The sequence below is a fragment of the Sinomonas cyclohexanicum genome (assembly GCF_020886775.1).
In the GTDB taxonomy this organism is placed as follows: domain Bacteria; phylum Actinomycetota; class Actinomycetes; order Actinomycetales; family Micrococcaceae; genus Sinomonas; species Sinomonas cyclohexanicum.
On the sequence record NZ_AP024525.1, the window covers coordinates 106,522 to 125,740 of the forward strand.

Here is a 19,219-nt window from a genome sequence, read left to right on the forward strand (position 1 = left end):
GTACCCTGTTCGGGTGTCCGAGTTCCGCCACCTGAGCGTCCCGATCGCCCTCTCGCCTCGAGCCGTGTCCGCGTTCGCGGGAAGTCCCGCCAACCTGCCCCGCTGGGCCGCGGGCCTCGCCGCGGGGATCCGCGAGGAGGACGGCCGCTGGCTCGCCGACTCCCCGATGGGCCCGGTCGAGGTCCGCTTCGTGGGCGACGTCACCGCCGGGATCCTCGATCACGAGGTCACCCTCCCGGACGGCTCAACCACCCTGAACCAGTTCCGCATCCTCGCCGACGGCCCCCACAGCCTCGCCGTGTTCCACCTGCGTCGCGCCGACGGCGTCGCGACCGAGGCCTTCGAGGCCGACGCCGCCGCGGTCCGGGCCGACCTCGAGGCCCTCAAGCGCGTCCTCGAATCCGGCGCGAGCGGAGGCCAGGAGCGCGCCCCCGAGGGGAGCGGCGCGTGACCGAGACGTCCGAGCGCGAGGGGCGGCCCGGCGTCGTGCGCGGGGCCGGGCGCGGGGGGCTGCACCGCGCGTGGCTCGTGGCGGGCGTGACGCTGCTCGCGCTCGTGGCCGCAGCGGCGTTCCGCTCGACCACGGGCGCGCTGTTCGAGCCGCTCGAGGCCGAGTTCGGCTGGACCCGCGCCGAGACGTCCGGCGCGGTGACCGCCAACCTCGTGGTCTACGGACTCGTGGCGCCGTTCGCCGCCGTGCTCATGGAGCGGTTCACGCTGCGCAAGGTCGTTGCGGCGGCGCTCCTTCTCGTCGCCGCCGGCAGCGGCCTCACCACGCTCATGACCGCCGCGTGGCAGCTGTGGGTCCTATGGGGTGCGTTCATCGGCGTCGGGACGGGCATGCTCGCCCTCGTGTTCGGCGCCGTCGTGGCCAACCGGTGGTTCGCCGCGCGCCGCGGCCTCGTGATGGGCTTCTTCTCCGCCGCGAACGCCTGTGGGCAGCTCATCTTCCTGCCCGTCGTGGTGCACCTGGCCGCGCACGAGGGCTGGCGCACCGCCGCCCTCCTCGTCGCCGTCTTCGCGCTCGCCATCGTTCCCCTGCTCGCGTGGCCGTTCGCGAACTCGCCCGCGGAGGTGGGGGCCCTGCCGTACGGCGCCGCGGTTCCCGCGGTGGAAGCGCACGACGGCGCCGCCTCGCCTCAGCCGGGCGAGGCGCCCGCCGTCGTGCGCCGGAACGCGGCGGCCGAGGCGCTCGCGGTGCTTCGGGAGTCGCTGCGCTCGCGGGCCTTCTGGATCCTGCTGTTCACGTTCTGGGTGTGCGGCTGGAGCACCAACGGGCTCATGCAGACCCACTTCATCCCCGCGGCCCACGACCACGGCATGCCCGCCACCACCGCGTCCGGGCTGCTCGCGCTCATCGGCGTGTTCGACGTGGTCGGCACCGTGGCGTCCGGCTGGCTCACCGACCGCGTGCGGCCGTGGATCCTGCTCGTGGCGTACTACGCGCTGCGCGGCGCCTCGCTTCTGACGGTCAACGCGCTGCTTGGGCCCGAGGTGGAGCCGCCGCTGTGGGTGTTCATCGTGTTCTACGGGCTCGACTGGGTCGCGACCGTCCCGCCCACGGTCGCGCTGTGCCGCGAGCACTTCGGGGTCGCGAAGAGCTCCGTGGTGTTCGGCTGGGTGTTCGCCTCGCACATGGTCGGCGCCGGCGTGGGCGCGTTCCTGGCGGGGTGGGGGCGCGAGGTGACGGGCACCTACATGACGGCGTGGATGTCCGCCGCGGTGCTGTGCTTCGCCGCGGCGGCGAGCCTGTTCTTCCTGCCGCGGGCGCGCACCCAGGAGCCCGTGGCCGCCTGAAGGGGTGCCGCCGAGCACAATTCGCCGCCCCGTTCGGCCCGAAACCGCCCGAAGAGGGCGTGGGTTGTGTCCAGCCGGACGTGCTCAGCTCTCCCGCCGGCGCACCATCTCGCCGATCCAGACCGGCGCGTAGGGGGAGAGGCAGCCCGGCGGGGTGGGGTAGTCCCTGAGGACGCCGAGGCGTTCGCCGATCGAGAGGGCGCGGGCGCGGAACTCGGGGTGCTCGATCCCGATCTGGGCCAGGCACGTGTTCATGGCCCACTGCAGGCGGTCCGGAGCGTCCTTCATCTGGGCCTCGATCGTGTCCAGGAGGGCCGCCAGGCCGAGCCCCTCGGGCCGTTTGGCCACCCGCTCGGCGGTCAGCGCCCACCCCGCGCTCGCGACCACGGGATCGGGGTCGGCGCTCCAGGCCACGCGCAGGTCCTCGGCGTGCCGGCCCTTCTTGACGATGTAGTTCACGAGCCAGTCGTGGACCTTCGGCGCCCGGGCCTCGCGCAGCATGGCGTCCAGCTCGTCCCGCCCGTACGCCGCGGGCCTGCTGACCAGGATCGCGAGCAGCCGTGCGGCCGTGTTCCCGGTGGCCCAGAGCTCGCGGGCGAGGTCCGGCTGGGTCTTGAGGCGCTTGGCCAGCGCCCGCAGGCTCCCGAGGTTCACGCCGTGGTCGTCGCCGCGCTTCTCGTTCGCCTCGCGCGCCCTGGGGTCCTCGAGCGCGGCCAGCTCGGCCATCACCTCGGACAGCATTGGAGTCGTCGTCATCCCCTGGCCTCCCATCGTCCTCGGTCCAGCCTAGGACCGGGCCGACGACGGGGGCTGCTGCGGCAGGACCAGGAGCTGCACCACCGTGGTCTCGGTGTCCGCCGGATCCGGCGCCGGGTCCCCGTAGATCTCCCAGGAGTGCCCGGCAGGTTCCCGGCCGTTCGCTGCCATCCACTCCTCGATGGCCAGATAGGCCTCGTTCAGGCGCCCGTACGGCCCGCGGTGGACCGCCACCGCGGCCTCGCCGCCGGGAGTCTCGGTCGCGGAGACCTCGCCCGAGGCCGCGAACGCACCCGTGACCTCGACGCCGAACTCGCACACGAGCGGCGCGCCCGGCGCCTCCGGCCGGTGGTACACGAAGACGTTGTGCCCGCCCGCCCACAGCCCGGGCCGTGCGCGCACGAACTCCCAGACCAGGCTGATCGCGGGCCCCCAGGCCGTCCGGACCTCGTCCGGCGGGACCTCGCGTCGGACCGCCGCGAGCGTGCGGGGAGGGACCGTTCGGACGACGACGGCGGGCGGCATGCGGCGATTCTAGCCGCCGCTACGGCGCGCTGCGGAGCTCCCCGAGCCGGTGCAGGTGCATCGCGACCTGGTGCTCGCCCCCGCCCTCGTGGTTGTTGAACGGCCACTCGGTGATGTCCTTGGGCGGGCGGGTGCCGGCGGGGGCGTCCTCGCCGTAGTTGTTGAACGCGGCGTAGACGGTCGACGGCGGGCAGACCTCGTCCCGCAGCGCAACCGAGAAGGAGGCCGGCGCCGTCGCCCACCGCGCCAGGAGCGCGACGTCGAAGTAGTCCAGCGTGCGCAGAGCGGTCTCCGCGAGGTCCCGGTGGCGCACGAGGAAGCGCTCGATCTCGGGATACGGGCCGGCGGTGGCGACGTCGAGCGCGCGGCGGAAGTCGGAGAGGAAGTTCACGTCCGGCAGGCACGCGATGATGCCCTCGATCCCCGCCCGCGCGGCGAGGGAGGCGGCGGCGATCGCGAGTCCGCCGCCCTGCGAGACGCCGTGCACCACGATGCGCGAGGCGTCGACGACGTCGAGCGACTGCGCTGCCTCGACCGCGCGCACGGCGTCCGTGTAGAGGCGGCGGTAGTAGTACTCGGCCGGATCGTGGATCCCGCGCGTCATCAGCCCGGGGTACGTGTTCCCGCCGGCGCTCGGATGCGGGTCCGGCGTGTCGCCTGAGAGTCCCCCATAGCCCTGGCCCCGCGTGTCCATGATGAGCATCGCCCAGCCGGCCTGCGCCCACACCGTGTCCTGGTGCGGCAATCCGCGCCCGCCCGAGTAGCCCACATACTGCACGACGGCGGGCAGCGGCCGGGCCCTCACGTCCCCCCGGGCGCTCGCGGGCAGGTGCAGCCAGGCCTTGATCCGGGCCCCGCTGAAGCCCGTGAACGTCACGTCGAAGGTGTCGACGAGCTCGAGGCCGGTGTCGACGGGCTCGAGCACGACCTCGAGCGGCAGCGCCCTCGCGTCGGCGAGTGTCGCGTCCCAGAAGTCTCCGAGGTCCTCGGGCACCGTGGCGGAGCCCCGGTACGTGCGGAGCGTGTCGAGTGGGAAATCGAGGGCTGGCATGGCCGGGCTGCTCCTGGAGGAGATCGGTATGGGGTGTGACCGAGCCTACTGGATCGGAGATGGGATGTGTTCCGTCGGTGAGCGGCGGGCCAGCCACGCGCCGTCGCGCGCGCTCGCCGTCACCCGCCGAAGGCGAGCATCGCCGCGAGGCTCCACATGAGTACGGCGACGAACCCGTCCAACACACGCCACGCCGCCGGCCGCGCGAAGAACCCGCTCAGCGCCCGCGCCCCGTACCCGAGGAGTGGGAACCACACCGCGCTTGCGGTCGCGGCGCCGAAGCCGAAGGCCCAGCGGCCGTCGCCCTGGGCGTTCGCGAGCGAGCCGAGCAGCACGAGGGTGTCGAGGTACACGTGGGGGTTGAGCCACGTGAGCGCGAGCGTCGTCGCGATCGTGGCCCACAGCGTCCCGTTGCCGCGGCCGGAGGCCGCGTGCAGTGTTCCGGGCCGCAGCGCGCGCTTGGCGGCGAAGAACCCGTACGTCACGAGGAACGCCACGCCGATCCAGCGGATCACCTGCAGCAGCGCCGGTGCGCCCTGCACGACGGCGCCGATGCCGGCCACGCCGGAAAAGATCAGGGCGGCGTCGCTGAGAGTGCACACGAGGACAACGGGCAGGACCCATTCGCGCTTGATCCCCTGCCTGAGTACGAACGCGTTCTGGGCGCCGATGGCCACGATGAGCCCGAGGCTCGCGCCGAGGCCGGTGAGGTAGGAGAGGAACACCCCTCCGACGGTACGTACGCCTCATATGAAGATCAACTCACGATATCTGAATCTGCATTAGCATCTCTTCATGGACTTGGAGCAGCTGCGGGCGCTGGCCGCCGTCGTGGACCAGGAGACGTTCGAGGCCGCCGCGGACGAGCTCCGCATCACTCCCTCGGCCGTGAGCCAGCGGATCAAGGCGCTCGAGCGCAGCGTGGGCAGCGTCCTGGTGCGCCGGCTCAAACCCGTGGTGCCCACTCCGGCGGGGGAGCGGCTCCTCCGCTCGGCCCGGCAGCTGGTCCTGCTCGCTGACGAGGCGCTGCTCGCGCTCCGCTCACCGGGCTGGGACAGCACAGCGCACGACGCCGGCGGGTCGCCATCAGCGGGGACCGTCACCGAGCGACTGCGGGTGCCGATCGTGGCCAACGCAGACTCCATTGCGACGTGGCTGCCGCCGGCGATCCGCGAGATCGCGCTGGGAGGGCGCATCGCCGTCGAGCTTCTCCGCGACGACGAGCACGCGACCGCGGACCTGCTGCGCTCCGGCGACGCGGTGGGGGCGATCACTGCGGACCCGCGGCCCGTGCAGGGGTGCAGCGTGCGGCCGCTCGGGACGATGGTCTACCGGGCCAAGGCCTCCGCGGAGTTCATCCGGCGCTGGTTCCCGGACGGCCCGACGCCCGAGGCGCTCGCGGCCGCGCCCGTCATGCAGTACGACCGCAAGGACACGCACCAGCTCGCCCTGCTCGCCCGGGTGGCCCCCGACGCGACGCCGCCGCAGCACTTCATCCCGGACTCCGTGCAGTACGTCGAGGCCGTGCGGGGCGGGCTCGGGTGGGGGATGGTGCCGGACCAGCAGGACCCTGACGGGGAGCTCGGGGAGCTCGACCCCGCCTGGAGCGAGGACCTCGAGCTGTACTGGCAGTCGTGGACGCTCGACTCGCCGGGACTCGAGGAGGTGAGTTCCGCCGTCGTGCGTGCATCCGCCTTGTTGCGGCGCCCCGGCGGCTGAGCGGAGTCGAAACCCCCGCGAATGTTGAGTTGAGCTGGGTACGGAGGCGCTTGACCCTGCTCAGCTCAACATTTGCGGACGGACCTCGGGATACCCACTGCAACCCCGACCAGAAGGCCAGCCCTTCAGCGGAGCTCCCCGGCCGCAAACACCAGTGCGATCGCTGCGTTGATGGCCGCGGCGCGGCGCCGCTTCGGATCGGCGCCCGCCAGCGCCGCCATCGTGACGGCGTGGACGATGTCGACGCCGCCGCCCAGGCGGTGGAGCGCGGGGCCGCCGCGCGCGGTCACGAGGGCCTGGAGAAGGTGCCGGGCCCCGAGGATTCGGATCACCGTCCGTGCCCTCTCGTCCGGCCGGTGGCCGAGGAGCAGGTGCTCCACCGCTCCCGGTGCGAGCAGCTCGACCGTCCCGTACGCCGCCCGGACAGTCTCCAGCGGCCTCAACGGGACCTCCGCAGGAGTGCGCTGGCGGCGGCGACGCCTCCGGCGAGGGCCACTCCCACCGCCGCGGCGGCCAGCCCGTGGTTCTGCGAGGCGAGGAGCTGGAAGCTGCGCGGGGAGGACTTCGCGTCGAACACCCCGTGCGCGCCGAAGTCCCGTTCGGCGTCGGCCGGCTCCCAGAGGTTCACCGGCTGGTCCGGGTCCCGCGGGTCCTGGGTCTGCTGTGCCTTGAAGCCCGTCCTGGCCAGATAGCGGTCCAGGACCCCGGGCATCACGGCGTTGGCGATGAGCGTGGCCGCGGTGCTCCCCCCGACCCAGTACTCGCGCCTCTTGGGATGCGCCGCGGCGTGGACGACTCCGCGGGCGGCGACCTCGGGCTGGTAGATGGGCGGCACCGGCTGGGCGTGGTTGGGCAGGCGCGAGAGCACCCACGAGAACTGGGGCGTGTTGACGGCCGGCATCTGGACCATGGTCGTTCGGATGCCGCTGCGATCGTGCAGCAGCTCGGTGCGGAGGGACTCGTTGAAGCCCTGGATGGCGTGCTTGGCGCCGCAGTAGGCCGTCTGGAGGGGGATGCCGCGGTAGGCCAGCGCCGAGCCGACCTGCACGATCGTCCCCCGGTCGCGCGGCCGCATCCGGCGCAGGGCAGACATGGTGCCGTAGACGAAGCCGAGGTAGCTGACCTCGGTGACCCGCTTGTACTCCTCCGGGCTGATCTCGTGGAAGGGCGAGAAGACCGAGGTGAAGGCGACGTTGACCCACACGTCGATCGGCCCGAGCTCCCGTTCGACCCGTTCGGCTGCGGCGTCGACGGCCTCGGCGTCTGCGACGTCGACGGGGATCGGCAGGGCCGTCCCGCCGGCGGCCTCGACGTCTGCGGCTGCCGCCGCGAGGCCCTCCTCGCCCCGCGCGAGGAGAGCGACGGCGTCGCCCTCCTTCCCGAACGCGACCGCCGAGGCCCGGCCGATCCCTCCGCTTGCCCCCGTGACGACGACGATGCGACGTGCTGCTCCCATCTGGACCTCTCCTTCGGTGCTTGCCAGAGTCCGAGGTGCGGGCGGTCGGGCCGCCGCACTGTGGCGGCCATTGCCTACCCCGCGACGACCATTGCCTACCCGCAAGTGGCCCGCGAAAACATGGGGCGCCGCGAGCCGGCACGCGTGAATCGTTGCGTCAGCGCAACCACGGTCCTAGCCTGCTGGCATGGTCGGTGGTGCCGAGGACTTCCCGCCCCACGTCCTCCGCGAGTACGCCATGATCGCTGACGGGCGGCGCGCCGCCCTGCTCGGTCCACGCGGAGACATCGCCTGGATGTGCGCGCCGGCGTGGCACAGTGACGCCGTGTTCTCGTCCATGCTTGGCGGACCGGGGTGCTTCGCCGTCACCCCCACGGATCCCCGCTACGTCTGGGGCGGGCGGTACGAGGATGGGACCCTCATCTGGATCAGCCGGTGGATCACGTCCGGTGGCATCATCGAGTGCCGAGAGGCCCTCGCCTATCCGGGCGACCCGCACCGGGCCGTCATCCTGCGCAGGATCCGGGCCGTGCGCGGGCCGGCCGAGGTGAACGTGGTGGCGGACGTGCGCGCGGGGTTCGGCCGTCACCGCATGTCCCGGCTCGCCCAGGACGGCGAAGACGCCTGGTCGGCGCGCAGCGGGCCACTGAGAATCAGGATCGCCGGAGTCCTCGAACCCGACACCACGGAGCGTGCCCTCGAGTTCACCGTTCGGCTCCCCGAGGGTGCGCACCACGATCTGGTCCTGGAGGTTTCCGACGCCGAACTGCCGACCGATCTCGTGCGCCCCGACGAGGCTTGGAGCACCACCGAGCGAGGCTGGCGCCAGCTGATGCCCCGGTTCGACAACACGATCGCGCCGGACAGTGCGCGCCAGTCCTACGCGGTGCTCCGTGGCCTCACCGGCACTGGGGGCGCCATGGTGGCCGCAGCCACCATGGACCTGCCCGAGCGCGCGGAGCAGAAGCGCAACTATGACTACCGCTACGCGTGGATCCGAGACCAGTGCTTCGCCGGCCTCTCGGTGGCGGCGTGCGGGGAGTTCCCGCTGCTCGACGACGCCGTCACGTTCGTCGCCGCGAGGTTGCACGAGGACGGGCCGAAGATGCGCCCGGCATACACCGTGGACGGAGGGCAGGTCCCCGACGAGTACGACGTCGGGCTGCCGGGCTATCCGGGCGGGTCCGGCCGGGCGGGAAACTGGGTCAACGGCCAGTTCCAGCTCGACGCATTCGGCGAGGCGCTCCTCCTCTTTGCCGCCGCGGCAGACCACGACAGGCTCGACCCCGAGCAGTGGAAGGCGGCCGAGATCGCAGTGGACGCGATCATGCAGCGCCACGGCGAGGCGGACGCCGGGATCTGGGAGCTGCATCCGCATCGCTGGGCGCACTCCCGGCTCATGTGCGCGGCCGGGCTGCGGGCCATCGGCCGGCACGCCCCCGCGGCCCAGGGCTCCCGCTGGACCTCACAGGCCGACGAGCTGATCGCCAACGTGACCAAGGACTGCCTGCACCCGAGCGGTCGCTGGCAGCGCGCCCCAGACGACGATCGGGTCGACGCGGCGCTGCTGCGTCCCGTGCTGCGCGGCGCGCTCGCGCCCGAGGATCCGCGCTCGGTTGCCACCTTGGCCGCTGTCCAGGAGGATCTCGTCCGCAACGGGTTCGTCTACCGGTTCCGGCAGGACGAGAGGCCGCTCGACGAGGCCGAGGGTGCTTTCATGTTGTGCGGGTTCGACCTCGCGATGACGCTCCACCGGAGCGGCGATCCCCTCCGTGCTGCGCGCTTCTTCGAGCGTCACCGGGCTGCGTGCAGCACCTCGGGACTGTACACGGAGGAGTACGACGTCGCACAGCGCCAGCTGCGCGGCAACTTCCCGCAGGCGTTCGTCCATGCCGCGATGCTCGAGGCCTCCCGGCGCCTCGCGGACGATCCGCCGCCGTGGCGCAGGCCGGGCGCCTGAGCCGCTCCGGCATCTGCATCAGCTTGGACTGGAGTTCCAGGCTCTGGAGGACCACGGCGAATCTGACGCCGGCTCGGGGCGGGAGCGGAGCTGCCCTGAACCGGACGTCCTGGAGCCGGTCGCGTCCGGGTAGCGCTCCCACATCGCCTCCACGTCCGGCGGCGCGGACGGGTGACCCAGATGCAGTTCCGGGTCCCAACGGGGCCGGGATCCAGCGCGGCTGGATCCCGGAGAAGACCAGCCCCGCGACGATCGACTTGTGCGCGTCCCGGCTGACCAGCAGGTCGCCCTTCCCGGCAGCAACGGCAAGGACCGCGGCCTTGATCGACAGGGAGCTGCAATCAACAAGGGGCGCCTCGTTCTGGTCCATCGTCCCGTTCTACCAGCGGGCACCGGCGCGCGGCGTCCCCAGGCAGTCCGGGCCTAGGGACCCGGCGTGCCACGTCGGGGGATCGAGCCGGCGCGGCGGTGCCCGTCGTGGTCCGGGTGCCCGCGCGTGTCGGGCCGATGGAGGTCGATGAGCGCGCGGGCGAGGCTTCGGGCGCGGGCCGCGGCCTTGTGGTCGCCTTCGATCGAGGCGACCATCGCGCCCTTGGTCAGGATGTGGAAGGACCAGGCGAAGCCCTCGGGGTCGTTCAGTCCCGCGGCGGCCGCGAGGGCGGCGAGGCGGCCGCGGATCGCCGCGAGGTGCTCCATGGCCGCCCGCCCGAGCGGGTGGTTCGGCCCGAACTCGATCACCACGTGGAGGAACGTGTTGACCTCGGCCGCGCCGCGGCTGAACCAGTCGTCGAGCACGTTGAAGGCCGCAAGCAGGGCGTCGTCCGGGCCGTGCGCGTGGGCTATGGCCTCCTCGATCGCGTCGTGGCGCACCTGGTACCAGCGGTCCATGTAGGCCAGCACGAGTGCATCCTTGGAGGGGAAATGCCGGTAGAAGGTCGCCTTCGCCACGCCCGAGTGCGCGATGATCTCGTCGATCCCGACGGCACGAATACCCCGTCTGGCGAAGAGCCCGTAGGCCGTCTCGAGGATCCGCTCGCGGGCCGGTCTGCGTGCCGTGGCCTGAGGGGCCGGGCCCCCGTCCAAACCGTCCATATAGACGATTCTAGCACCCTAGACAGACAGGTCTGTCTGGCACATTCTGATCTCGACGAACGGACGAGACAGACTGGTCTGTATCGTCCTGAGCGGGACACCGGCCAACGGGCCACGCATCCAGCGGCCCGTGGTGGACGGCTACAGACCGGGCGCCGCACTCCAGCGGCGCGGAGAGTGCAGGTCGCTGTGAGTTGGTCAGAGGGCCGGTTGCGGATCCTCACCGGTGCCCCGGGACACGGCCCGGCCCCGGGCGGGCACGGAGCGGGTGAGGAAGCCGCCGGAGGCGGCGAGAGCCCCGTCGAGCTCGTGCTCAAGTACCTGGGCCTCGCCGACGCGCTGGCCCGCCGGTACCGCGTCCCCGGCGGGGACGTGGAGGACCTGCGCCAGGCCGCCCGGCTCGGCCTCGTCACGGCGGCCCGGCGCTACCGGCCCGGGGCCGGGCACGGCTTCCTGCCCTACGCGGTCCCCACGATCACAGGAAGCATCAAGCGCCACCTGCGGGACACCTCTTGGGTGGTGCGCCCGCCACGCTCCCTCCAGGAGCTGCGCCTGCGGGTCAACCGGGCCCGGGACGGGATCGCCCAGGACCTCGGCCGGGAGCCGAGCCGGGCCGAACTCGGGCAGGCCGCAGGGTGCTCGGCCGACGATGTCACTCAGGCGCTCGGCGCGAATCGTGCCATGGGCGGCGTCCCGATCGAGCCCCTCGACTCCACAGGCGAGGCCGAGGACGTCCGGGCGGCGCACATCGTCCCAGTGGACGATCCCGGGTTCGAGGCGGTCGAACAGCGCCTGCTCGTGGCGGCGGCGCTCAAGGGCGCATCCGCAGACGACCGCCGGCTCGTCAGGCTGCGCTTCGTGGACGAGCTGACCCAGGCCCAGATCGCCGCCGTGCTCGGGGTGAGCCAGATGCAGGTCTCACGCCTGCTCCGCCGCCTCCTGGACAGGATGCGACTCCGTATCGCGGCCTGAAACCGGTCCGGACATCCAAATCGGCCCGTGACCCGGCAGGCGCTGGGCCCCAGTCATCGGGGCAGCGCCGGTCCACGGCCAGAGGGAGACAGCAGCAGTGGAAGAAGTGGTAGGAGAACGGAGGACAATGAGCAGCACCGCACAGCCCGAGGAGGGCCCGGGCGTGCCCAGGCATGTCGGCCCCGCAGACGCGGACGCTGCGGCCAGCGCCAGGGATCTGGTCGTGCAGCTTGCACTGACCGACGCGGCCCTGAGGAGCACGGCCGAGGCGGGGAAGCCGACGGCTGACCTGGCCCTCGAAGAGGACGTGCTCCTGGACGCGCTGCATGAGCACGGCCTGGACTTCCAGGCCCTCAGCGGAGCGTCTTCGCCCCGGGAGGAGCCCGCAGAGGAATCGACGGGCACGGACAGCGCCTGAACCCCAGGCCGGCACGGCCCCCGCCGCGCCCGTCCGCCGGCCCGGGCACCCGCCGGCATGAGTACCAGCTGTATCTCCCCGGCAGGTGGTGAACGGATGAGGTCTGGGAGGACCTCCGGGCAGGATGTGGGTTACCGCGGGCAACCCGCTCGCCGCCATGCTCACCGACCCGGATGGACGCGGCCTGATCGCAAACTTCCCCCTCCAACGCCTCTCCGCATTCCCCGGCAGCCCCCTCACTGGCCCCCAGGTCGCAGAACTCCTGGAAGCCGCCCGCTCAGCTGAGGCCCCTTCGTGAGCACCCGGGCATCCCACCCGCCGCCCGGGGGCCTGCTCACCTGGACGACCGCGCATACCCGACGCCAGACGACGTTGGGGCGCGATCCGCGCGTCGACGGCCGTGCGATGCCTGCAGGACCGCCACGAGCACCACGATGAGGGCGAGCAGTCCCGCGGCCACCGGGCCATCGCCCCAACCCAACCCGCCCGCGTCGGCCGCCTTGCCCGTCCAGTCGGCAAACGAGGCGCCGAGCGGCCGCGTGACCACGTACGCGGCCCAGAAGGCGACGGTCGCGTGGAGGCCCGCGCGGCGGGCCAGGACGGGTGCCGCGAACAGGGCCGCGAAGACCAGCCCTGCAGCGAGGAATCCGAGGTGCGCCGTGTACGCGAGGAGGTCGCCGGCGGCGGTGCCGAGCGCGAACGTCGCGCACACCGCGGCCCAGTAGAACGCCTCGCGCCGGGCCGTGGTGACCGTGTGGATCGCCACGGTCCCCTCGACCCGGCGCCACACGGCGAAGACAGCCGTGAGCGCCACGGCGAACCCGGCCGTCGAGAGCGCGTAGGAGACGCCGAGGACCACGTGCAGCACGTCCGCGGCCATCGTGCCGAACACCGCGACCATTGTGACGGCGAGCCAGTACACCCACGGGATGTACCTGCGGACCCGGAACTGCAGCGTCAGGGCCGCGGCGAACAGCAGGAACGAGCCGGCGACCGCGAGGTACGGGTCGACGTCGTTGACCAGGAAGTCGGACGTGGCCTCGCCGAGTGCAGTAGTGAGCAGCTTGACCGCCCAGAACAGGACCGTGATCTCCGGGACCTTGCTCAGGGCCCAGCGCGGGCGGCGGGCGGTGTCTGCGGGCACGGGCGATCCGGGAAGGGCCATGCGTCCCATGGTGCCCGCGCCGTCTCAGAGATCTCTAAGAATCTCGGCGGCCAGGAGGCGCGCAACGACGGGCGCACGACGGCGGGTGGGGCCCGCCGTCGTGCGCCCGGCCCTACGCGAAGGGCAGCACGAGCTTCGCGTAGCGCTCCTTCATCGTCTCGAGCGTCGCGTCGTTGTCCCCGTCCCAGATCTCCTGGTTGAAGATCTCCACCTCGATGAGCCCCGTGTACCCCGCGTCCCGCACCCAGGACGTGATGGTCGGGAAGTCGATCACGCCGTCGCCCATCATGCCGCGGGAGAGCAGGGCGTCTGCGGCGATCGGGAGGTTGAAGTCGCACACCTGGTACGAGGCCAGACGCCGCTCGCGGCCCGCGCGGGCGATCTGCTCGCGCAGCTCCGGGTCCCACCACACGTGGAACGTGTCCACGGCCACCCCGACGTCCTCCGGGGAGAACGGCGAGGCGAGGTCCAGCGCCTGGCCGAGGGTCGAGATGAGCGCCCGGTCCGCCGCGTACATGGGGTGCAGAGGCTCGAGGACGAGCCGGACGCCGTGCTCGTGAGCGAACGGCGCGAGCTCCCCGAGCCGGTCCGCGATCCGCTGCCGCGCCGCGACGACGTCCTTCGACCCCCCGGTGAGCCCGCCCACCACGAGGTACAGGTCCCGCGTGCCGAGAGCCTCGGCCTCGAGCACGGCGGTGCGGTTGTCGGCGAGGGCGGCGGCCTGCCCGCCGGCGTCGGCCGCTGTGAGGAACCCGCCGCGGCACAGCGAGGACACCTCGAGCCCGGCGGCCCGAATCATCGCCACGGCCTCGGCGAGCCCGGCCTCTGCCACGCGGTCGCGCCACGGCCCGATCGCGCCGATCCCGGCCCGGACGCACCCGTCCACGGCCTCGCGCAGGGTCCACTTCTTGGTCGTGGCGCTGTTGAGCGAGAGCCGCTCGGCGCCGGGGGCCACCTCTCCCCGGCCCACGCCGCCCGCAGTCACTGGGGGACTCCGTTCACCTCGAGGAAGGCGGACATGCGCCGGGCGGCGAGCTCCGGGTCGAGCAGGAGGCCCGCGGCGTCCGCGAGCTCGAACACCCGCACGAGGTGAGGCACGCTCCGCCCGGAGTGCAGCCCGCCCACCATCTGGAACCCCGCCTGATGCCCGTTGAGCCAGGCCAGGAATGCGATCCCGGTCTTGTAGTAGACGGTCGGCGCGCTGAAGATGTGCAGCCCGAGCTCGCGCGTGGAGTCGAGGACGCTCCGGGCGCCGGCTGGGTCGCCGGCGTCGTACGCCTGCAGGGCCGCCGACGCCGCGGGGTAGATCGCCGCGAAGATGCCCAGAAGCGCATCGGAGTGGAGCGAGCCGTCCCCGTCGATGAGCTCGGGGTAGTTGAAGTCGTCCCCGGTGTAGAGCCGGACGCCCTCGGGCAGGACGGCGCGGAGCGCTACCTCGTGGGCGGCGTCCAGGAGCGAGACCTTGACGCCGTCCACCTTGTGGGCGTGCGCGCGGATGAGCTCGAGGAACGTCTCGGTCGCCGCGGCGACATCCTCGGAGCCCCAGTAGCCGGCCAGCGCCGGATCGAACATGGTCCCGAGCCAGTGCAGGATCACCGGCTTGCGCGCCTCCTCCAGCAGGGTCCCGTACACCCGCAGGTAGTCGTCGGGCCCGGCCGCGGCCTTGGCGAGGGCGCGCGAGGCCATGAGGATCACCTTCGGCCCGGCCCCCTCGACCACAGCGAGCTGTTCGCGGTACGCCTTGAGCGAGAGCTCGACGCCGGCGGGCCCGGCCGGCACGGCCGCGAGGTCCAGCTGGTCAGTGCCGGCGCCGCACGCGACCAGGTCACGCACGGAGAGCCCGGCCACGGCCGGGACGGCGCCGGACGCTGCCACGCGGGCTGCTTCCGCCCCGACCCGCCGGATGAGCTCGCGCGTCGCGGCCCAGTCCAGGCCCATGCCGCGCTGCGCGGTGTCCATCGCGTCCGCCACGCCCAGCCCGTAGGACCACAGCTCGTGCCTGAAGTCCAGCGTGGCGTCCCAGTCGATCTCGGCCGGCGCTCCGGGCGTATTGTCCCCGGTCACCGCCGGGATCACGTGCGCCGCCGCGTACACCTTCCGCGCCGCGAACGGCGCCTCGGGGCGGGCCCACGCCCGAGCCGGGGCGAGCACATGGAGGCGCGTGCCGCCGTCGTGCGCGGGAAGCACGACGGCGGGTGCACGCCCGGGCGTCTCCGTCTCCTGCGCGCGCCGCGCGATCCCGGTCGCCGCGTTCACAGGGTGATCTCCGGGATGTCGAGAGTGCGGCGCTCGTCGTTGGACCGCAGACCGAGCTCTGCGAGCTGCACGCCGCGCGCGGCGGAGAGGAGGCCGTAGCGGTGCTCGCGGCCGGCGAGCACGTCACCGAGGAACTCCTCCCACTGCAGCTTGAAGCCGTTGTCGAGGTCCGCGTTCGCGGGCACCTCGAGCCACTGGTCGCGGAACGGCTCGGTCACCGGCAGGTCCGGGTTCCAGACCGGCTTGGGGGTGTGGGCGCGCTGCTGCGCGACGCACTTGCGCAGGCCCGCGACCGCGGAGCCGTGCGTGCCGTCCACCTGGAACTCGACGAGCTCGTCGCGGTAGACGCGCACGGCCCACGAGGAGTTGATCTGGCCGACCACGGGGTCGCCGCCGGGGGTCTCGAGCTCGAAGATGCCGTACGCGGCGTCGTCCGCGGTGGCCTCGTACTCGTTGCCCTGCTCGTCCCAGCGGGCCGGGATGTGGGTGGCGGTGAGCGCGTTGACGCTCTTGACCTTGCCGATGATGCCCTCGAGGACGTAGTTCCAGTGGCAGAACATGTCCGTGGTCATGCCGCCGCCGTCCTCCTTGCGGTAGTTCCATGACGGGCGCTGGGCAGGCTGGACGTCCCCCTCGAAGACCCAGTAGCCGAACTCGCCGCGGATCGAGAGGATGCGGCCGAAGAAGCCCTCGTCGACGAGGCGGCGCAGCTTCACGAGGCCCGGGAGGTAGAGCTTGTCGTGGACCACGCCCGCGGTCACGCCGGTCTCTTTGCCGATCCGCGCGAGCTCGATGGCCTCCTCGAGGGTCTCCGCCGTGGGCTTCTCGGTGAAGACGTGCTTGCCGGCGCGCATGGCCTTGCGGAGCGTCTCGGCGCGCAGGCTCGTCATGGAGGCGTCGAAGACGATGTCCACGGTCGGGTCGTCGATGAGCGCGTCGAGGTCCGTGGACCACTCGGCGACCTTGTGCTCCTCGGCGATTTCGCGGAGCTTGGCCTCGTTGCGGCCCACGAGGATCGGCTCGACCTGGACGCGGGTGCCGTCCGCGAGGAGGATGCCGCCGGCGTCGCGGATCGGCAGGATGGAGCGGAGCAGGTGCTGGCGGTAGCCCATGCGGCCGGTGATGCCGTTCATGGCGATCCGCAGGGTCTTCGGCTGGGTCGTGTCAACCTGGGGGGTCGCGGTCAAGGCCGCCTCCTTCGTTGGTGGTCCGTCTCGGTTGGAAAGCGCATTCCCATCACCCACTATGACGTGCGCCACGCCAGTTGGCAAGCGCATTCCGATTGGGGCCCCGGAATGCCATAATCGGCATAGCCGATACTCGGCACTCACAGGGGGAGGTTCCATGGCCGCGGTGAAGCTCAGCGACGTCGCCCGCGAGGCGGGGGTCTCGCCCGCCACGGCGTCCCGCGTGCTCAACGGGTCCGCCCGCACGCCCGCCGCGGAGATCGCCGAGCGGGTCCGCGCGGCCGCCGCCGCCCTCGGCTACATCCCCAACGCCCAGGCCCAGGCGCTCGCGCGCTCGAGCTCCGGCCTGCTCGGCCTCGTGGTGCACGACATCGCCGACCCGTACTTCTCCTCGATTGCCCGCGGCGTCCAGGCCGCGGCCCGTGCACACGGCAAGACCCTCCTGCTCATCAGCACCGAGGGCACCCCCGCCGAGGAGCGCGACGCCGTCGAGGCCTTCGCCTCCCGCCGCACCGACGCGATCGTCATGGCCGGATCCCGCTCCCTCCGAGAGGCCGACTCGGCGGACAACGACGCCCTCGCCCACGCCGCCGCGCGCTACGAGGAGAACGGCGGCACGGTGGTCATGGTCGGCTCGCCGCTGCTCCCCCCGACGCACGACGGCGGTGACGCGCCGCCCCAGCCGGGCTCGCCCGGCGCGGGGGCCGAGTCTGGGCCGGGCTCGGGGGCGCAGGTGCTCGAGATCCCGAACGAGGCGCTGGCCGCGGACTTGGCGCGGGAGCTCGTCGGGGCCGGCTGGTCGCGGTTCGCCGTGGTGGCCGGGCCCGAGGGCCTCGTGACGTCCGACCTCCGGCTCGCCGGCTTCCGGCGCGGCCTGCGCGAGGTCGGCGCCCCGGAGGCGGAGGTCCTGCGGGCGGCCTTCAACCGAGCCGGCGGGTTCGGGGCTGCCGAGGCGCTCGAGGCGCTCGCCGGGTCGGGATCCGGGGACGGCGGCGCGGCGGGGGAGCGGCTGTGCGTCTTCGCCGTCAACGACCGGATGGCCATGGGGGCCGTCGCGGGCCTGCGCGCCCGCGGGCTGAGCGCCCCGGACGACTACGGCATCGCCGGGTTCGACGACATCGACACCCTCGCCGACTTCGTCCCGGAGCTCACGACCGTGCACCTCGACCTCGAGCAGATGGGGCACGACGCGGCGTCGGCCGCCCTCGCCTCCGGCCATACGGGGGCCCGCAGCGCCGGATCGCGCGGCGCCGGGTCCCACGGCGGTGCGCTGCCCCCGGCGGTGGGGCGCGTCGTCGTGCGCGCGAGTACGGCCCGCTGACCCAGCTCGCCCCCCACTTCGCGAAATGTTGACCTGAGCAGGGTGCAGAGCCTCCGCACCCTGCTCAACCCATCATTTCGCGGGAGGTGCGGCCGACCGCTCCGTCGGGGACGCGGAGGTCGGGCGGCGGGGAGCACTAGCCGGGAATGCGCTTTCTTCTGTAGATTTTGCGGGGACCCCGAGCGCAGAAGGATGCCACATGACGTACGAAGCCGCCGATGACCGCTACGAGAGCATGGAGTACCGCCACACCGGGCGGAGCGGGCTCAAGCTGCCCGCCCTCTCGCTCGGGCTGTGGCAGAACTTCGGCACCGACCGCCCGGAGGTGACCCAACGGGCCATCCTGCAGCGGGCGTTCGACCGCGGCGTGACGCACTTCGACCTCGCGAACAACTACGGCCCCCCATACGGCCGGGCCGAGGAGAACATGGGCCGGTACCTGCGGGAGGACTTCGCGCAGTACCGGGACGAGCTCGTCATCTCCACCAAGGCCGGCTACGACATGTGGCCGGGCCCGTACGGGCAGGGCGGCGGGTCGCGGAAGTACGTGCTCGCGAGCCTCGACCAGTCGCTCAAGCGGCTCGGCCTCGACTATGTGGACATCTTCTACAGCCACCGCTTCGACGCTGAGACGCCCGTCGAGGAGACCATGATGGCGCTCGATACCGCCGTGCGGTCCGGGCGGGCGCTGTATGTGGGGATCTCGTCGTACTCGGCGGCCAAGACCCGCGAGGCCGCAGAGATCGCGCGTGACCTCGGCACCCCGCTGCTCATCCACCAGCCGTCCTACTCGATGCTCAACCGCTGGATCGAGGCGGACCTGCTCGACGAGCTGGACGCCCAGGGTATGGGCTGCATCGTCTTCACCGCGCTGGCCCAGGGCGTGCTCACGGACCGGTACCTGGGCGGGATCCCCGAGGACTCCCGGGCCGCCCGCGCCGGCTCGACCATCAAGGCCGACCACCTCGACGAGCGCACCCTCGGGCACGTGCGGAGACTCAACGAGATCGCTGCCGCCCGGGGGCAGAAGCTCGCGCAGCTCGCGCTGCAGTGGGCGCTGCGCGATCCGCGGGTCACCTCGGCGGTGATCGGTGCTTCCTCGGTCGAGCAGCTGGATGCGAACCTCGATGCGCTTGCCGGGCCGCCGCTGACGCAGGAGGAGCTCAACGCCATCGACCAGCACGCGGTGGAATCTGGCGTCAACCTCTGGGCCAAGCAGACGGCGGAGTAGTGCGGGGGAGGTCCGGCTCCTGTTGCCCGGTGCGGGTCCGTCGGGGGCGTCCGGGACGGGGCCGGGCCCCTCACTCGGTGGTCCTCTCAGTGCATGGACTGCTGGAAGCATGCGACGTCGTACTGCGAATTCGCCGCGTTGTAGTGCTGGCCCCCGGTGCCGCCGGCGGTGGTGTTGATCCCGGGCTCGTTGAACGGCGAGCCCGGGCTGGCCGAGGCATTCCCCGACGTGTTTGGTTCAAGCATCTTCGTGTCCTCGGGCACTGGCCCCCGTGGGCCGCGCGCTTGACAGTGACGCGGCCGAATTAATAAAA

General features: G+C 72.4%; 20 protein-coding genes. 8 read left to right on the plus strand and 12 right to left on the minus strand.

From position 1 onward, the window contains the following. Window positions 1–13 precede the first annotated feature (13 nt). Window positions 14–451: an SRPBCC family protein gene (locus SCMU_RS00520; protein ID WP_229231024.1), complete on the plus strand. Its 438-nt coding sequence runs from the start codon at window positions 14–16 to the stop codon at window positions 449–451. Beyond that, entirely contained in the window at window positions 448–1,797 is a 1,350-nt protein-coding gene (locus tag SCMU_RS00525; protein ID WP_229231025.1) for an MFS transporter, read from the plus strand. The genes SCMU_RS00520 and SCMU_RS00525 overlap by 4 nt, the downstream gene beginning before the upstream one ends. Window positions 1,798–1,881: 84 nt before the next feature. Here SCMU_RS00525 and SCMU_RS00530 read toward each other — a convergent pair whose 3' ends face one another. From SCMU_RS00530 to SCMU_RS00545, 4 genes are all read right to left on the minus strand, one after another. Next, window positions 1,882–2,553 (minus strand): DNA alkylation repair protein, encoded by a 672-nt coding sequence (locus tag SCMU_RS00530; RefSeq protein ID WP_229231026.1) that lies wholly within the window; start codon window positions 2,551–2,553, stop codon window positions 1,882–1,884. Between the two features lie 30 nt (window positions 2,554–2,583). Next, window positions 2,584–3,078 carry a GyrI-like domain-containing protein gene (locus SCMU_RS00535; RefSeq protein WP_229231027.1) on the minus strand — a complete coding sequence of 165 codons (495 nt, stop codon included), beginning with the start codon at window positions 3,076–3,078 and terminating at the stop codon, window positions 2,584–2,586. A gap of 19 nt (window positions 3,079–3,097) precedes the next feature. Then, entirely contained in the window at window positions 3,098–4,129 is a 1,032-nt protein-coding gene (locus tag SCMU_RS00540; RefSeq protein ID WP_229231028.1) for an acetylxylan esterase, read from the minus strand. 119 nt (window positions 4,130–4,248) lie between these two features. Then, complete coding sequence (locus tag SCMU_RS00545) at window positions 4,249–4,854, minus strand: LysE/ArgO family amino acid transporter (protein ID WP_229231029.1); 606 nt, start codon at window positions 4,852–4,854, stop codon at window positions 4,249–4,251. A gap of 70 nt (window positions 4,855–4,924) precedes the next feature. Here SCMU_RS00545 and SCMU_RS00550 point away from each other — a divergent pair, with 70 nt between their 5' ends. Beyond that, window positions 4,925–5,848 (plus strand): LysR family transcriptional regulator ArgP, encoded by a 924-nt coding sequence (locus SCMU_RS00550; RefSeq protein WP_229231030.1) that lies wholly within the window; start codon window positions 4,925–4,927, stop codon window positions 5,846–5,848. A 125-nt stretch (window positions 5,849–5,973) separates the two neighbouring features. Here the strand turns inward: SCMU_RS00550 and SCMU_RS00555 are convergent, their stop codons facing one another. Together SCMU_RS00555 and SCMU_RS00560 are read right to left on the minus strand one after the other, a co-directional pair. Continuing rightward, on the minus strand, window positions 5,974–6,291 hold the full coding sequence (locus tag SCMU_RS00555) for a hypothetical protein (protein ID WP_229231031.1): 318 nt from the start codon (window positions 6,289–6,291) through the stop codon (window positions 5,974–5,976). Further along, window positions 6,288–7,304, minus strand: a complete 1,017-nt coding sequence (locus SCMU_RS00560) for an SDR family oxidoreductase (protein WP_229231032.1) — start codon at window positions 7,302–7,304, stop codon at window positions 6,288–6,290. Before SCMU_RS00560 ends, SCMU_RS00555 begins: the two co-directional genes overlap by 4 nt. 187 nt (window positions 7,305–7,491) lie before the next feature. On the opposite strand from SCMU_RS00560, the gene SCMU_RS00565 reads away from it, so the two are divergent. Continuing rightward, window positions 7,492–9,264, plus strand: coding sequence for a glycoside hydrolase family 15 protein (locus SCMU_RS00565; RefSeq protein WP_229231033.1), 1,773 nt, complete (start codon window positions 7,492–7,494; stop codon window positions 9,262–9,264). A gap of 423 nt (window positions 9,265–9,687) precedes the next feature. Here SCMU_RS00565 and SCMU_RS00575 read toward each other — a convergent pair whose 3' ends face one another. Then, window positions 9,688–10,356: a TetR/AcrR family transcriptional regulator gene (locus tag SCMU_RS00575; RefSeq protein ID WP_229231034.1), complete on the minus strand. Its 669-nt coding sequence runs from the start codon at window positions 10,354–10,356 to the stop codon at window positions 9,688–9,690. A 189-nt stretch (window positions 10,357–10,545) separates the two neighbouring features. Between SCMU_RS00575 and SCMU_RS00580 the strand changes: the two genes are divergently transcribed. Together SCMU_RS00580 and SCMU_RS00585 are read left to right on the plus strand one after the other, a co-directional pair. After that, on the plus strand, window positions 10,546–11,328 hold the full coding sequence (locus SCMU_RS00580; protein ID WP_229231035.1) for a sigma-70 family RNA polymerase sigma factor: 783 nt from the start codon (window positions 10,546–10,548) through the stop codon (window positions 11,326–11,328). A gap of 127 nt (window positions 11,329–11,455) precedes the next feature. Next, complete coding sequence (locus SCMU_RS00585) at window positions 11,456–11,746, plus strand: hypothetical protein (protein ID WP_229231036.1); 291 nt, start codon at window positions 11,456–11,458, stop codon at window positions 11,744–11,746. A gap of 334 nt (window positions 11,747–12,080) precedes the next feature. On the opposite strand, the gene SCMU_RS00590 is transcribed toward SCMU_RS00585, so the two are convergent. From SCMU_RS00590 to SCMU_RS00605, 4 genes are all read right to left on the minus strand, one after another. Next, complete coding sequence (locus SCMU_RS00590; RefSeq protein WP_229231037.1) at window positions 12,081–12,911, minus strand: COG4705 family protein; 831 nt, start codon at window positions 12,909–12,911, stop codon at window positions 12,081–12,083. A 112-nt stretch (window positions 12,912–13,023) separates the two neighbouring features. After that, complete coding sequence (locus tag SCMU_RS00595; protein ID WP_229231038.1) at window positions 13,024–13,896, minus strand: sugar phosphate isomerase/epimerase family protein; 873 nt, start codon at window positions 13,894–13,896, stop codon at window positions 13,024–13,026. Further along, window positions 13,893–15,098, minus strand: a complete 1,206-nt coding sequence (locus SCMU_RS00600) for a dihydrodipicolinate synthase family protein (RefSeq protein ID WP_274602975.1) — start codon at window positions 15,096–15,098, stop codon at window positions 13,893–13,895. Before SCMU_RS00600 ends, SCMU_RS00595 begins: the two co-directional genes overlap by 4 nt. Before the next feature lie 65 nt (window positions 15,099–15,163). After that, window positions 15,164–16,300 carry a Gfo/Idh/MocA family protein gene (locus SCMU_RS00605; protein WP_443020362.1) on the minus strand — a complete coding sequence of 379 codons (1,137 nt, stop codon included), beginning with the start codon at window positions 16,298–16,300 and terminating at the stop codon, window positions 15,164–15,166. 211 nt (window positions 16,301–16,511) lie between these two features. On the opposite strand from SCMU_RS00605, the gene SCMU_RS00610 reads away from it, so the two are divergent. Then, window positions 16,512–17,675 carry a LacI family DNA-binding transcriptional regulator gene (locus tag SCMU_RS00610; RefSeq protein WP_229231040.1) on the plus strand — a complete coding sequence of 388 codons (1,164 nt, stop codon included), beginning with the start codon at window positions 16,512–16,514 and terminating at the stop codon, window positions 17,673–17,675. 199 nt (window positions 17,676–17,874) lie between these two features. Further along, window positions 17,875–18,906, plus strand: a complete 1,032-nt coding sequence (gene mgrA / locus SCMU_RS00615; RefSeq protein ID WP_229231041.1) for an L-glyceraldehyde 3-phosphate reductase — start codon at window positions 17,875–17,877, stop codon at window positions 18,904–18,906. 86 nt (window positions 18,907–18,992) lie between these two features. Here mgrA and SCMU_RS00620 read toward each other — a convergent pair whose 3' ends face one another. Then, complete coding sequence (locus SCMU_RS00620) at window positions 18,993–19,151, minus strand: hypothetical protein (protein ID WP_229231042.1); 159 nt, start codon at window positions 19,149–19,151, stop codon at window positions 18,993–18,995. Window positions 19,152–19,219 lie beyond the last annotated feature (68 nt).